Origin of the sequence: Streptomyces sp. LUP47B, assembly GCF_001746295.1 — a bacterium.
Taxonomy (GTDB): Bacteria; Actinomycetota; Actinomycetes; order Streptomycetales; family Streptomycetaceae; genus Streptomyces.
Genome location: NZ_MJAH01000001.1, coordinates 1,310,984 through 1,324,454 on the forward strand (window position 1 = coordinate 1,310,984; position 13,471 = coordinate 1,324,454).

The 13,471-nt window shown below is 71.5% G+C and carries 9 protein-coding genes and 1 pseudogene; 3 read left to right on the top strand and 7 right to left on the bottom strand.

The window, feature by feature from the left end; genetic code table 11:
* The first annotated feature begins 123 nt into the window (after nt 1-123).
* Both rho and BFN33_RS54115 read left to right on the top strand, forming a co-directional pair.
* Nucleotides 124-1,260, top strand: coding sequence for a transcription termination factor Rho (rho, locus tag BFN33_RS05845; RefSeq protein WP_069758705.1), 1,137 nt, complete (start codon nt 124-126; stop codon nt 1,258-1,260).
* 258 nt (nt 1,261-1,518) lie between these two features.
* Nucleotides 1,519-2,226: pseudogene (locus tag BFN33_RS54115) on the top strand (D-alanyl-D-alanine carboxypeptidase family protein); the annotation flags it as partial.
* A gap of 83 nt (nt 2,227-2,309) precedes the next feature.
* Here BFN33_RS54115 and BFN33_RS54120 read toward each other — a convergent pair.
* The 3 genes from BFN33_RS54120 to BFN33_RS05860 all read right to left on the bottom strand — a co-directional run bounded on the left by BFN33_RS54120 (nt 2,310) and on the right by BFN33_RS05860 (nt 6,105).
* A complete protein-coding gene (locus BFN33_RS54120; protein ID WP_069758706.1) occupies nt 2,310-3,665 on the bottom strand; it encodes a glycosyltransferase 87 family protein in 1,356 nt (451 codons plus the stop codon).
* A gap of 11 nt (nt 3,666-3,676) precedes the next feature.
* Entirely contained in the window at nt 3,677-5,080 is a 1,404-nt protein-coding gene (gene mptB / locus BFN33_RS05855) for a polyprenol phosphomannose-dependent alpha 1,6 mannosyltransferase MptB (protein ID WP_069758707.1), read from the bottom strand.
* Between the two features lie 95 nt (nt 5,081-5,175).
* A complete protein-coding gene (locus BFN33_RS05860; RefSeq protein ID WP_069758708.1) occupies nt 5,176-6,105 on the bottom strand; it encodes a glutaminase in 930 nt (309 codons plus the stop codon).
* 180 nt (nt 6,106-6,285) lie between these two features.
* On the opposite strand from BFN33_RS05860, the gene BFN33_RS05865 reads away from it, so the two are divergent.
* Nucleotides 6,286-8,037 carry a right-handed parallel beta-helix repeat-containing protein gene (locus BFN33_RS05865; protein ID WP_176742305.1) on the top strand — a complete coding sequence of 584 codons (1,752 nt, stop codon included), beginning with the start codon at nt 6,286-6,288 and terminating at the stop codon, nt 8,035-8,037.
* Here the strand turns inward: BFN33_RS05865 and BFN33_RS05870 are convergent.
* The 4 genes from BFN33_RS05870 to BFN33_RS05885 all read right to left on the bottom strand — a co-directional run bounded on the left by BFN33_RS05870 (nt 7,971) and on the right by BFN33_RS05885 (nt 13,425).
* The gene (locus BFN33_RS05870) at nt 7,971-9,398 is read right to left on the bottom strand and encodes a UDP-glucose/GDP-mannose dehydrogenase family protein (protein ID WP_069758709.1); all 1,428 of its coding nucleotides are present in this window, start codon (nt 9,396-9,398) and stop codon (nt 7,971-7,973) included. The two genes, BFN33_RS05865 and BFN33_RS05870, sit on opposite strands and share 67 nt — an antisense overlap.
* A gap of 35 nt (nt 9,399-9,433) precedes the next feature.
* Entirely contained in the window at nt 9,434-10,456 is a 1,023-nt protein-coding gene (gene galE, locus BFN33_RS05875; RefSeq protein WP_069758710.1) for a UDP-glucose 4-epimerase GalE, read from the bottom strand.
* A 69-nt stretch (nt 10,457-10,525) separates the two neighbouring features.
* Nucleotides 10,526-12,397, bottom strand: coding sequence for a glycosyltransferase (locus BFN33_RS05880; protein WP_069758711.1), 1,872 nt, complete (start codon nt 12,395-12,397; stop codon nt 10,526-10,528).
* Nucleotides 12,394-13,425: an NAD-dependent epimerase/dehydratase family protein gene (locus BFN33_RS05885; protein ID WP_079140642.1), complete on the bottom strand. Its 1,032-nt coding sequence runs from the start codon at nt 13,423-13,425 to the stop codon at nt 12,394-12,396. Before BFN33_RS05885 ends, BFN33_RS05880 begins: the two co-directional genes overlap by 4 nt.
* Between the last annotated feature and the right edge of the window lie 46 nt (nt 13,426-13,471).

Genomic DNA, 13,471 nt, shown 5'->3' on the forward strand with positions numbered 1-13,471 from the left:
TGGCCCTGCCACACCCGAGGTGCTGTTTCCCGCCGCCGAAGGCGCTGTCCGCCTTCCCTCTCGCGGCTTCCCCCCTTCCTTCCGCATGTCCCATGCCTTCCGTCCTCGAAAGGACAGACCACCATGACCACCACTCTCGAACACCCTCCAGTCCAGCAGCAGCCCCCGGTCCGGGCCGTCACCGGCGTCCTCGACATCGACGCGGGCGGGAAGGGCCACCTGCGCTCCGCCGGCCTGCTGCCCTCACCCACCGACCTCCAGGTCTCCCCGGCGCTGATCCGCAGGTTCGGCCTGCGCAAGGGGGACGTCGTCGACGGGGTGCGCGGCACCCAGCGCGCCCTCACCGAGGTCGCCCGGGTCAACGGGCGTACACCCGACAACAATCGCCGTCACTTCCGTGACCTCACCCCGCTGCACCCCCGCGAGCGGATCCGTCTCGAACACCCGGCGTCCGGCCTGACCGGGCGGGTCGCCGACCTGATCGCACCCGTCGGCAAGGGCCAGCGCGGGCTGATCGTGGCCCCGCCCAAGACCGGCAAGACCGTACTGCTCCAGCAGATCGCGGCCGCCGTCGCCGGCAACCATCCCGAGTGCCGCCTGATGGTGGTGCTGCTCGACGAACGCCCCGAGGAAGTCACCGACATGCGGCGCTCCGTGCGCGGCGAGGTGTTCGCCTCGACGTTCGACCGCACGCCCAAGGAGCACATCGCGCTCGCCGAGCTGGTGATCGAACGGGCCAAGCGGCTCGTCGAGGCCGGCGAGGACGTCGTGATCCTGCTCGACTCCCTGACCCGGCTGTGCCGGGCCCACAACAACGCGGCCCCCGGCAACGGCCGCACCCTCAGCGGTGGCGTCGACGCCACCGCGCTGATCGGGCCGAAGAAGTTCTTCGGAGCCGCCCGGCTCGCCGAGGAGGGCGGCTCGCTCACCATCCTCGCCACCGCCCTGGTGGAGACCGGCTCGCGCGCCGACGACTTCTACTTCGAGGAGCTCAAGAGCACCGGCAACATGGAGCTCCGGCTGGACCGCGAGCTCGCCTCCCGGCGCGTCTTCCCGGCCGTCGCCATCAACCCCTCCGGCACCCGCCGCGAGGAACTTCTCCTGCCCCCGGCCGAGTTGGCGACCGTGCACGGTCTGCGCCGGGCACTGCAGAGCCGGGACGGCCAGGCCAACCTGGAGACGCTCCTGGAGCGCATGCGCGAGACGCCGGACAACGCGACCTTCCTGCGCCGAATCCAGCCGACGCTGCCCGTCGGCTAGGCGGGGCCTGTCGGCCAGCCCGTGCGGAGCGCCGCGACACGCCGGGCGGTGTGCGGCATCCGGGTGCTCGGGCCCGCCCCACGGCCCGGCCAGCGCGATACAGGGCCGGTCCGTTCCTAGCTTTGCAGTATGACTATCGGATTTCCCTCCCGGTTTGCCGTCTCGGCCTGCGCACTGTGCATGACGGGACTTCTGGTGTGCGCCCCCGCGACGGCGGCCGCGCGCACGGGCTCCGACCCCGCCGCGCCCGGCGGACCGATGGCCGCGGCCGCATCGCCCGACCTGCTGTACCACGCCGGCACCCAGGTCCGGCCGCACCGGGGCGCACCCCGGGTCCCTGACGTGTCCGCGCTGTCGTGGGTGGTGGCCGACGCCCACAGCGGAGAGGTCCTCGCGGCGCACGACGCCCACCGCGGGCTGCCGCCTGCCAGCACCCTCAAGACCCTGTTCGCCCTGACCGTCCTGCCGGTGCTGCCCGGCGGCCTCAGGCACACGGTCGGCGCGGAGGACCTCGCGGGCATCGGCCCCGGCAGCAGTCTCGTCGGGGTGGCCGAGGGACAGACCTATCAAGTGGCCGACCTGTGGCGCGGGGTGTTCCTCAACTCCGGGAACGACGCCGTGCACGTCCTGGCCCGGCTCAGCGGCGGCTGGCGTTCGGCGGCCACCCGGATGCAGGCCAAGGCGCGCGCCCTGGGCGCCCGTGACACCCACGTCCGCTCCCCCGACGGCTACGACACCCCGGGGCAGGTCTCCTCCGCGTACGACCTGGCGGTCTTCGGCCGGGCGGGGCTGCGCAACGCGGACTTCGCGCGGTACTGCGGCACGGCCGAGGCGGCGTTCCCCGGCCCGGGCGGATGGTCGTACGGGATCCGGAACACCAACCGGCTGCTGACCGGCGCCGACGGGGTGGAGCCCTACGACGGGCTGATCGGGATCAAGAACGGCTACACAAGTCATGCGGGCAACACGCTCGTCGCCGCCGCCCGCCGGGGCGACCGGACGCTGGTCGTGACGGTGATGAACCCTCAGTCGGGCGGTGGCTTCGCGGTCTACGAGGAGGCGCGCCGGCTGCTCGACTGGGGGTTCGGCGCGGCCGGGCGGGTGGATCCGGTGGGCTCGCTGGACGCGCTGCGGGCGAGACCGCGGCCGGGGCCCGACGCCGTGCCGGTCGCGGCGGCGGTCGCACCGGCCGACGACGGGCCGGGCTGGCTGGAGACCTGGGCCATCCTGGGCGCCGCCGGACTCGGTGCGGGGTCGATGGCCCTGGCGCTGCGGTCCCGGCTCGGGCCTGCCCCTCGCGGCTGACCCACCGGCAGCCACAGCAGCAGGCCGAGGGTGATCCAGGTGTAGGTGTTGCTGCCGAGGAAGCCGTCGATGCCCGACGCGTCGTCGAACCACAGCCACACCACGCTGGTGCACAGCACCGCGTACAGGGCGCCCGCGATCCGCAGGTGCCCGGTACGCACGAGCACGGCGAAGGAGGGCAGCAGCCACACCAGGTGGTGCACCCAGGTGATCGGGCTCACCAGACACGCGGTCAGCCCGGTCAGCGCGAACGCGGCCGCCCAGTCCCCCGCCACCACGGCCCGCCGGCCCCGTACGGCCCACACGCCGAGGGTCAGCGCCACGGCGACCGCCCAGACCGCGCGGTCCGGTTCGCCGAGCCGCGCCAGGATGCCCTGCAGCGACTGGTTGGAGACGTAGTCGAGGCGGCCCACCCTGGTCGTGTCCCACAGGGCGTCGGTCCAGTAGAAACGTGAGGCGTCCGGGGCCACGACGGCCGCGAACCCCGTCGCCGCCAGGGCCACGACCGTGGCGACAGCCGCCGCGCGCCAGCGCCGGGCGATCAGGAGCAGGCCGATGAAGAGGGCCGGCGTGAGCTTCACGGCGGCGGCCAGACCGATTCCGACACCGGCCCGGCGTTCCCGGCCCGTCGCGAGCAGCCACCCGTCGAGCAGGACGAGGGCCAGCAGCAGGAGGTTGACCTGGCCGAAGCTGAAGGTGTCGCGCAGCGGTTCGAACAGCGCGAGCGCGCAGGCGCCGAGAGCGCAGCCGTACCAGCCGTACCGCCGCCAGGCCCGGCCGGTGAGGAGCCGCACGACCACGGCCAGTGCCGCCAGATTGAGCAGCAGACCCACGGCGATCGCCGTGCGCAGGTCGAACAGGGCCATCGGGAGCATGGCGACGGCCGCGAACGGCGGGTAGGTGAAGCCGTACGTCGTCCCCGGCACCCGGTAGTCGTAGAGCCGTCCGCCGTGGTGGATCCAGGTGTCGACGGCTCCGTGGTAGACGCGCAGGTCGAACCAGTCGCGCAGGAGCGGCACCGTCGCCGTGAAGGCGGTGACGGCGGCGCCGGCTGCGAGGACCAGCAGCAGTCGGCCGCGATCCGTGGTCGGCGCCCTCATGCCGTATGTCCTCATGCCGTGTGTCCCGTCATCGGGGCCTGGGCCGTCTGATGGGCCTGGACGAGCACGACCAGGGCGAGGACGCCTCCGGAGACGGCGAGGACGAGTTGCCCGGCATCGGCCGGGCCGCCGTTCGGGAGGGTGGCGAGCGCGAGCACGCCCGTCACGGCGGCCACCCGGTGCCGTACCGAGGCGCTGGGCGCGGCAGCCGCTATCAGGAACAGTCCCCACAGGGCGTACCAGGGGCGGATCGCCGGGCCGAGGGCGGCGACGGTGGCGAGGCTCAGGCCCAGGGCGTAGACGGGGCGCGGGCGAAGGCGCAGCCATATGTGGCCGATGACGGCGACGGCTGTCACGACCCCGAGGGCGTGCCAGGCCGGGACGGCCAGCGGGGCCAGGTCGCTGCCGAGACGTTCCAGCAGGGCTCCGGTGGCGCGGCCGAGGAGGCTGGTGAGGGCCCAGTTGCCGGAAGACACAGGGGTGTTGAGGGCGCCGATCCAGCCATAGCCGGTGCCCGCGACGGCCGTGGCGGCGACCGTGGTGACGGCCGCCGAGACGGTGGCTGTCAGGACGGCCCTCGCCGGGTGGTCACCGGCCCGGATCCGCAGCACGACGATCGCCGCCAGCCCCAGGACGGCGGGCGCCTTCACCAGCGCGGCGAGCGTCACGAGGACCGCGCCCAGGATCGGCCACCGGCCAAGGGCGGCGACCAGGCCGAGGCCGAGCAGACCGAGCATGACGGCGTCGTTGTGGGCACCGGCGACCAGGTGCAGCAGCACGAGCGGGTTGAGGGCGCCGAGCCAGAGCGCGGCAGCCGGATCTGCGCCGCTGTGGCGGGCGAGCCGGGGCAGGGCGGCCGCCATGAGAGCGACGCCGAGCAGGGCGACGAGCCGCATCCCGAGCAGACCGGCGGGGAGTTCGCCGTGGGACGCCTTCGCCAGCGCGGAGGCCACGCCGAGAAACACGGGGCCGTACGGGGCGGCCGTGTTGCGCCACGTCGGGGCGACCTCGTCCGCGAGGGGACCGCCGAGCAGGGCGGGGCCATGGCTGTAGACGTCCATGTGGGCGTCGGCCATGGCGCCTTGGGCGAGGTAGCTGTAGACGTCCCGGCTGAACAGGGGCGGCGCGAGCAGCAGCGGAATGGACCAGATGACAAGGACGGCCATGAGTTCGCGCGTGCTGGGCCGCTGTTCGGGGCTGCGCACGAGGCGGCCGAGGAGGAGCCAGGCCGCTATCAGCAGGACGACGCCGAAGTAGGCACCGACCAGGCCGAGTGCCGCCTGGGGCGAGGCCGGGGTCAGGAGTTCACGGACGGGCAGAGCTCCTGAGGTCTCGCCACCTGCGGCGAGAAAGGCGGTGCCGACCAGACCGAGGATCTGGCAGCGACGGAGATCTACGGGAACCTTGGCCAACACGTCAGCAGCGTGTCAGTTTCGGGTGGCTGGAAGGCGACGCGGTGACGACCGGGGTGTGACCGGTGCGTGGTCGGGTGCGATGCGCTCACCCCCGCTCAGAACACGGACAGACCCGTCAGCGTCGTGAACCTGTCCAGGGCCGCCACCCCCGCCACGGAGTTGCCCCGCTCGTCCAGACCCGGGCTCCATACGCACAGGGTGCAGCGGCCCGGGACCACCGCGATGATGCCGCCGCCCACACCGCTCTTGCCGGGCAGGCCCACGCGGTAGGCGAAGTCGCCTGCCGCGTCGTACGTCCCGCAGGTCAGCAGCACTGCGTTCACCTGCTTGGCCTGGCTCTGGGTGAGCAGCCGCGTGCCGTCGGCGCGCACTCCGTGCCGGGCCAGGAACGTGGTGGCGAGAGCGAGGTCGGAGCAGGAGGCCCGCAGCGAGCACTGCCGGAAGTACTGGTCGAGCAGGACCGGGACCGGGTTGCCGACGTTGCCGTACGACGCCATGAAGTGGGCCAGGGCGGCGTTGCGGTCGCCGTGCGCGGACTCGGAGGCGGCGACCTCCATGTCGAAGTCCAGGGTGGGGTTGCCGGACTCCGAGCGGAGGAAGTCGAGCAGTTCGCCGGCCGCGTCTCCGGTACGGCTGTGGAGGCGGTCGGTGACCACCAGCGCGCCCGCGTTGATGAACGGGTTGCGCGGGATGCCGTTCTCGTACTCCAGCTGGACCAGGGAGTTGAAGGGGTTGCCGGAGGGCTCGCGGCCCACGTGCTCCCAGAGTTGGTCGCCCTCGCGGGCCAGGTCGAGCGCGAGGGTGAAGACCTTGGTGATGGACTGCGTCGAGAACGGCACGCGCCAGTCCCCGACGCCGTAGACCGTGCCGTCCAGCTCCGCGACGGCCATGCCGAAGCTGCGCGGGTCGCAGGCAGCGAGCGCCGGGATGTAGTCGGCGGGCCTGCCGCGGCCGGGGGTCCGTTCGATCTCGGCGGCGATGCGCTCCAGGACCGGTTGGAACTGCGGGGACATGAGCGTCATCATGCCGCACGCCTGTCTCGGGAGCGTCTCCGGGTCTCCGTCAGCGGTACCGGCAGGAGGCCAATCAGGCATGTCTTGAGCCGAACTCCGCGTGCTGGCCCACCCATCCCTGCCTCGCACGTCAGGGTGAGTCTGCGGCCTCCATGAATCGGGGTCCGCTCGGCCATCGAGCAGACAGGAGCGATGTTGCGCCAGCGGAACGAAGGCGACGGAGCCACCGGCTTGCAGCGGTCGGCCCACCGGAAGAGCACCTGGGCGGTCGCCGGTCCGCTGCGGCGCAGTACCGCGGCCTGCCTGTGCGCGACCGCGTTGCTGCTGGCCGGATGCAGCGCGCCCGCCCCGTACGTACCCCTGCTGGAGAACCCCAAGGACGGACGAACGTTCTATCTCAGTCCTCAGGGAGACGACGGCGACGACGGTCGGACACCGCAGACCGCCTGGCGCACACTCCTGCGCGCCGACGCCCTGCGGTTCAAGCCGGGCGACCGTCTGCGGCTGAAGGCCGGGGCACGTTTTCCGGGCAGACTGAGCATCGGCCAGGGTGACGCCGGCAACGCCCGCAAGCCTGTCGTGATCGAGTCCTATGGAGAGGGCCGCGCGACGATCACGGCCCGCGGCACACGCGCCATCGAGGTGCACAACACGAGCGGAGTCGTCATCCGTGACCTGACCCTCGTCGGCGACACCGCGTCCTACAGATCGCAGGAGGGCATCGCCTTCGTCAACGATCTGCCCGGCGACCGGAAGCTGCCGTACGTCCGGGTCTCGGATGTCGAGGTGTCGGGCTTCCGCAACGGCCTCCGGCTGCACGGCGGCACCGAGGCATCCGGCTTCCGCGACGTGGTGATCAGCGACTGCGCACTGCACGACAACCAGGACGCCGGTCTCGTGGCGGACGGTCCGCCCTTCTCCGCGGACGCGCCCGCCTACGCGCACGACGACGTGACGGTGTCGAGGGTGACGGCGTACCGGAATGTCGGCGACCCCCAGGCGGCCGACCGCAACACCGGCAGCGGCATCGTCCTCGGAAGTGTCCACCGTGGCCTGGTGGAGCAGTCCGTCAGCCACGACAACGGGCGTTCGTCCTCACCGGACGCCGTCGAGGGCCCCGAGGGCATCTGGACGTACGACTCGTCGTGGATGACGCTGGAGAAGAACGTCTCCTACGGCAACCACACCGGTTCCACGGTGGACGGCGGCGGGTTCGGCCTCGACAACAACGTGTCCCACTCGCTGATGCAGTACAACCTTGCCTACGGGAACGACGGTTCGGGCTTCCTGGCGTACTCCGCCGCCCCGAACACGGCTCACCGGGACAACACGATCCGGTACAACATCAGCCACAACGACGGCCGCAAGCTCCCGCACTACGGCGGCATCGTCGCGTTGGGATGGCGGGTCAGCGACCTCTCGATCTACCAGAACACGGTGCTGACCACGGCGAACGGCGCCGTCCGCGCACCGGCGCTCCGACTCGAGCCCAGCCTGCGCGGCGTCACCGTGCGCAACAACGTGTTCGTCACGGACGGCTCGCCGGTCGTCGCGGCGCAGGGGGCCTTCGACGCGTCGTCCGTGGTGATGCAGGGCAACGACTACCACAGCTCGGGAGGCTGGGCCCTGCTGTGGGGCGGGCGCGAGTACAGCGACATGGCCACGTGGCGCCAGGAGACGGGTCAGGAGTCGCTGGGCGCGCAGGTCACCGGCACCGACCGCGACCCGTGCCTCGCCCCGGTCGCGGTGCCCGCGGCCGGTCCGAACCTGCGCGGCAGCGAGCCGACGCGCGGTGCACTCGCCGGACGGTGCGCCGACACGCTGGCCGCTGCTGCGGTGGACCTGCGGGCCATGGGGATCGACCCCGGTCAGGTGGACTACTTCGGAGCGCCGCTGAGCGGATCGCCCGGCGTGGGAGCCGTGGAGACCGGTCCGCCCGCCTGAGGGATCGTCACCCGGAGGGCGTCGCCAGGACCTGGCGTCGGCACGTGGACCGGACGCCCCAGAGCGCGGACGTGCCAGCCGGCCTCCCGCCAGAGGGCCGGGTCCAGGGCGTTGCGCGCGTCGATCATCCGCGGAGCCCGGACCACCTGCGACAGCTTCACCGGGTCCAGTGCGCGGTACTGGCGCCACTCGGTCAGGTGCAGCACCAGATCCGCGTCCCGGCACGCCTCCATGACGTCCGTGGTGTAGGACGGTCCGGGCAGTGCCGCCCGCGCGTTGTCGATGCCTTCCGGATCGTGCACGCGGACGTCGGCGCCCTGGGCGACGATCTCGGCGGCGACGGCCAGGGCCGGCGAGTCCCGCACGTCGTCGCTGTCGGGTTTGAAGGTGGCGCCCAGCACCGCGACGCGCCGCCCGGCGAACTCACCGCCCAGCAGCTGCCGGGCCAGGTCGACGGTACGCCGCCGCTGCCGGTGGTTGATCTGATCGACCTGGCGCAGGAAGGACACGGCCTCCCCCACCTCCAGTTCCTCGGCCCGGGCGAGGAACGCGCGGATGTCCTTGGGCAGACAGCCGCCGCCGAACCCGAGCCCCGCGGACAGGAAGGCACGCCCGATGCGGGCGTCATGGCCGAGGGCCTCGGCCAGAGTCACCACATCGGCGCCCGAGGCGTCACACACCTCCGCCATGGCGTTGATGAAGGAGATCTTCGTCGCCAGGAAGGAGTTGGCGGCGACCTTCACCAGTTCCGCGGTGGCGGGATCGGTGCTGACGTAGGCGACACCGGCCCGCAGCATCGGTGCGTAGACATCGCGTAGCGTCCGGTCGGCGTGCGGCGAGGTGACTCCCACGACCAGCCGGTCGGGGCGCAGGGTGTCCTGGACGGCGAATCCCTCGCGCAGGAACTCCGGGTTCCAGGCGACCTCGGCGTCGACGCCGGGGCGAACCTGTGAGGTCACCCTGCGGGTCAGCGTCCGGGTGGTACCCACCGGCACGGTGGATTTTCCGACGATGAGGCTGTCGCGGGTGAGGAGCGGTGCCAGACCGTCGACGACCGCCTTCACATGGCGCAGGTCGGCGGCCAGGGAATCGGCGCGTTGCGGTGTACCGACGCACACGAAATGCACGTCGGCGAAGTCGGCGGCCTCCCGCAGGGAGGTGGTGAAACGCAGCCGCCCCGCACGGGTGTTTTTGACGAGGATCTCCGGCAGGCCGGGTTCGAAGAAGGGCGCCCGGCCTGCCGCGAGTGCCGCGATCTTCCCGCTGTCGGTGTCGACACCGAGGACGTCGTGTCCGATGTCCGCCATGCACGCGGCGTGCACGGCTCCGAGGTAACCCGTACCGATGACGGTCAACCGCATGGGAGTACTCCTGTCTTGGAAACCGAGTCGACGGGTCAGCGGGCGTAACCGTGGGGGTTGAGTTCCTGGAACCGCCAGGCGTCACGGCACATGGCGGCGAGGTCACGCGTGGTGGTCCAGCCCCAGGCCTCGGCCACCGCGCTCGCGTCGGCGACGAGCTCGGCGACATCGCCGGGTCTGCGGGCGACGACCTGGTAGGGAACGGGGCGGCCGCTCGCCTCACCGAAGGCCGCGACCAGTTGCAGCACGGAGGTGCCGGTGCCCGTGCCCAGGTTGAACACCCGCATGCCGGTGCGGTCGTCCAGGTGCTGGAGGGCCACCCGGTGTCCCTCGGCGACATCCATGACGTGGATGTAGTCCCGCACTCCGGTGCCGTCCGGCGTGGGGTAGTCGTCCCCGAAGACGCTCAGCCGCTCCCGTCTGCCCACGGCGACCTGGGCGACGTACGGCATGACGTTGTTGGGGACGCCCTGCGGGTCCTCGCCGAGCAGTCCGCCGGGGTGGGCCCCGACCGGGTTGAAGTAGCGCAGGGCGAGCACCTTCATGTCCGTCACGTGGGCGCAGACGTCCTCCAGGATCCGCTCGCACGTCAGCTTGGTGCGGGCGTAGGGGTTCGTGGGTGCCACCGGGCTCTGCTCGGTCAGGGGCACGGTCCGCGCGTCACCGTAGACGGAGCACGACGAGGAGAAGACCAGCCGTCGGACGGCGTGCTCGTGCATGACCGACAGCAGTGCGCAGGTGCCGCCCACGTTCGTGTCGTAGTACTCGACCGGCAGCGCCACCGACTCCCCGACCGCCTTGTGGGCAGCGAAATGGATGACCGCGTCCACCTGATGGGTGGCGAACACCTGCCCGAGAGCCGACCGGTCGCGCACGTCGACCTGGTAGGCGGCGGCGAGTGGTCGGCCCGCGGTCTTGGCGATGCGCTCCAGCGCGTGGGGAGAGCTGTTGACGTGGTTGTCGACGACGACGACTTCGTAGCCGTGGGCGAGCAGTTCGACGCAGGTGTGGCTGCCGATGAATCCGGCGCCACCGGTCACCAGGACGGTTTCGGGCATCGAGAACCTCGTTCTTCGTCACAGGGGAAGGGGGGACGTTGCGGGCGGGGCGCCGGGCGGCCACGGGCATCAGCCCGAAAGGAAGCCCCGCACATAGGTCGGGAACAGCAGCAGCGCGAAACCCAGCGGCACAAGCGCGACGAGACCCGAGGCCAGCGGAATGATCGCCGTCCGCAGCGCCCGGTGCGCGCCCACACCCGCGGACCTCGCGGTCTCACGGATGTGCAGAAAGCTGACGGCGAGGGTCACCAGCGCGTAGGAGAGCGAGCCGAGGAGACACAGGAACACATAGCCGAGGGCGGGGCCGGTCAGCTGCCCGATCACGGCCGCGCCGGACAGGACGACGGTGATCAGGAGGTAGGGGAGCACCAGGCGCACCGGCAGCGGCTCCATGCCGTCGCGGACCTTGGGCGTCACCTTGAAGACGACCTTCCTCGGCCGCAGGCGCTGCACCAGCGCGGCCGCGGCACCCCAGGCCACCCATGGCCATCGGGTCAGCCCGAACAGCCAGCCCTCCCAGCTCAGCAGCGGCGCGTCGACGGGCCGCAGCAGGCCGCGTCTGCGCAGCAGCAGGGTGAGCAGGATCAGGAAGAACGACATGGCCCAGAAGTGCAGGAGGAAAGCGCCGTAGTTCACGTTGATCCACGGCCGGCCGGTGACCGCGGCGATCGGCGGCAGCAGCAGGCCGGCGGTGGTCGTCAGCGCGAGCAGCGGATAGTAGGAGAGGGCGAAGGCGAAGCGGATCCGCAGCCGGCCCGGCATGCGCCACAGATGCTTCGGGAGCATGCCCAGCAGCATGAACACCAGGCTCCGCGACCACTGGAACTCCTGTGTCACCATGGCGGCGAAGGTGAGGGGGCCGTCGCCGTGCGCCTCCGCGTCGATGGCGAACGCCCCGTGCCACCCCGCCGAGTTCAGCAGGAACGTGGTGGCGAAGTCCTCGGCCAGTTCGGGGCCGAGCCCTCCGATGTCCTGGAGGGCGCAGGTGCGTACGGCGTAGTGGGAGCCGATGCACAGCGGTGCCAGACCGTCGGAGTGGCCCAGTTGCATCGGTCCGTGGAAGGTGGCCTCGCGGTACAGCCGTCCGCGCGCCGACCACGAGGTGCGGGCGTTGGCGTCGCACACGCTGGGCGCTGCGACGTAGCCGATGGCCGGATCGGCGAACGGCCGGACCACTTCCCCCAGGTAGCGGGGGTGGGGTACGTGGTCGACGTCGAGCTGGGCGACCACGTCGTAGTCGGAGTAGCCCCAGTGGTCGTAGAAGTGCGCGAGGTTCCCCTCCTTGCACCGGGTACGGCGGGGCCAGACGTCGCGGTGGTACGGCGCGGCACCGCGGCGGCAGGAGACACGCACGGCGTTGTCCTCGCACCAGTCCAGGATCTCCTGGCTCGGGTCCTCGTCGCACAGCCATACGTCGTAGGGGTGCGGGAATTCCTGGCGCAGTATCGCGCTCAGGGTGGTGCGGGCGACCGGCCAGGGCTCCGACGGTGCCCGGGTCACCACGAACGCGGTCCGCAGCCGGGGCACCTCCACAGCGGGGTCGAAGGTGCGCAGCCTCACCATCACGACGACGAAGTAGAGGGGCAGCACGGACAGGTACAGCAGCAGGGCGCTGTTCACCGCGAAGCCGACCATGCCGACCCGGTGTTCCGGACGCAGCCACCACTCCCAGAAGCACACGAAGGCGGCCCACCAGCCGACCGCGAGCAGGGACACCTTCATCCGGTCAAGGCGCCCCAGCAGGGGAACGCAGGACGCCGGCCCGAGCGTGAGCCTTTTGCGCGGTTTGCCGAAAACCGGTCCGTCGGCGGGCATGTCGACGACGTTGCCCGCCGAGAGACTCCACAGGTGGGTTCTCAGCATCGCCTCGTCGGTGTGCGCCGTGCCCGGAGCACCGTCCAGGGCGGTGCCGGGCGTCCCGCCGTGATCCGTCTGGGTCACGACGCGGCGGCGACGGTCGCGCCGAGCCGGGAGGAGGCCGCCGTGACGACGCCGTCCTGCTGCCCGCCCCGGATCGCGGAGAGCGCGGCGGCGATGTCGTCCGGCCGGGAGGCGAACCACTCCACCGTTCGCCGCAGACCGTCCTCGATGCCGACCTCGGGGCTCCAGCCCAGGCGCTGCGCCGCTCGGGCGATCGCCGGCCGGCGGCGGGTGGGGTCGTCGACCGGCAGCGAGTGGAACTGGATCTCGGCCTGCGATCCCGTGAGGTCGAGAACGAGTTCCGCCAGTTGCAGGACCGTCAGTTCGACGGGATTCCCGAGGTTGACCGGTCCGGGTTCGTCGTGGTCGAGCATGGCGACGATTCCGCGCATCAGGTCGTCGACGTAGCAGAAACTGCGGGTCTGCTTTCCGTCTCCGTAGACGGTCAACGGCTCTTGGGCGAGTGCCTGGACGACGAAGCTGGAGACGACCCGTCCGTCGTGCGGGCGCATGCGCGGGCCATAGGTGTTGAAGATCCGCACGATTCCCGTGTTCGTTCCGCGGTTCGTCCGGTAGGCCTGGGTCAGTGCTTCGGAGAACCTTTTCGCCTCGTCGTAGACGCTACGCGGGCCGACGGGGTTGACGTGGCCCCAGTACGTCTCGTCCTGAGGGTGTACCTCGGGGTCTCCGTACACCTCGCTCGTGGAGGCGAGGACGAAGCGGGCGGCGTGGCGCGCCGCCAGCAGCAGCGCGTTCTCCGTACCTCGGCTGCCCACGGCGAGCGTCTCCAGCGGGCGGGCGAGGTAGTCGGGAGGTGAGGCGGGGCTGGCGAGGTGGGCCACCGCGTCGACGGTGCCCGACACCTCCACGGACAGACTGACGTCCCCGCGGACGAGTTCGAAAGCCGGGTCTCCGAGAAAGGGGGCGATGTTCGCCGGGTCGCCGGTCGAGAAGTCGTCGAGACACACGACTTCGTCGCCGCGCCGAAGGAGTGCTTCGCATAGATGCGAACCGAGAAAACCGCCGCCACCTGTCACGGCCACACGCATGAATTCTCGTGGACTCACCGAAGGGATTCCATCGCTCCGCCCGGCG

Excerpts from the sequence above, each read along its gene's own strand:
- rho (WP_069758705.1), top strand. The coding sequence starts at position 124 with ATGACCACCACTCTCGAACACCCTCCAGTCCAGCAGCAGCCCCCGGTC.
- BFN33_RS54120 (WP_069758706.1), bottom strand. The coding sequence starts at position 3,665 with ATGAGGGCGCCGACCACGGATCGCGGCCGACTGCTGCTGGTCCTCGCA.
- BFN33_RS05860 (WP_069758708.1), bottom strand. The coding sequence starts at position 6,105 with ATGATGACGCTCATGTCCCCGCAGTTCCAACCGGTCCTGGAGCGCATC.
- BFN33_RS05865 (WP_176742305.1), top strand. The coding sequence starts at position 6,286 with ATGTTGCGCCAGCGGAACGAAGGCGACGGAGCCACCGGCTTGCAGCGG.
- BFN33_RS05870 (WP_069758709.1), bottom strand. The coding sequence starts at position 9,398 with ATGCGGTTGACCGTCATCGGTACGGGTTACCTCGGAGCCGTGCACGCC.
- galE (WP_069758710.1), bottom strand. The coding sequence starts at position 10,456 with ATGCCCGAAACCGTCCTGGTGACCGGTGGCGCCGGATTCATCGGCAGC.
- BFN33_RS05885 (WP_079140642.1), bottom strand. The coding sequence starts at position 13,425 with ATGCGTGTGGCCGTGACAGGTGGCGGCGGTTTTCTCGGTTCGCATCTA.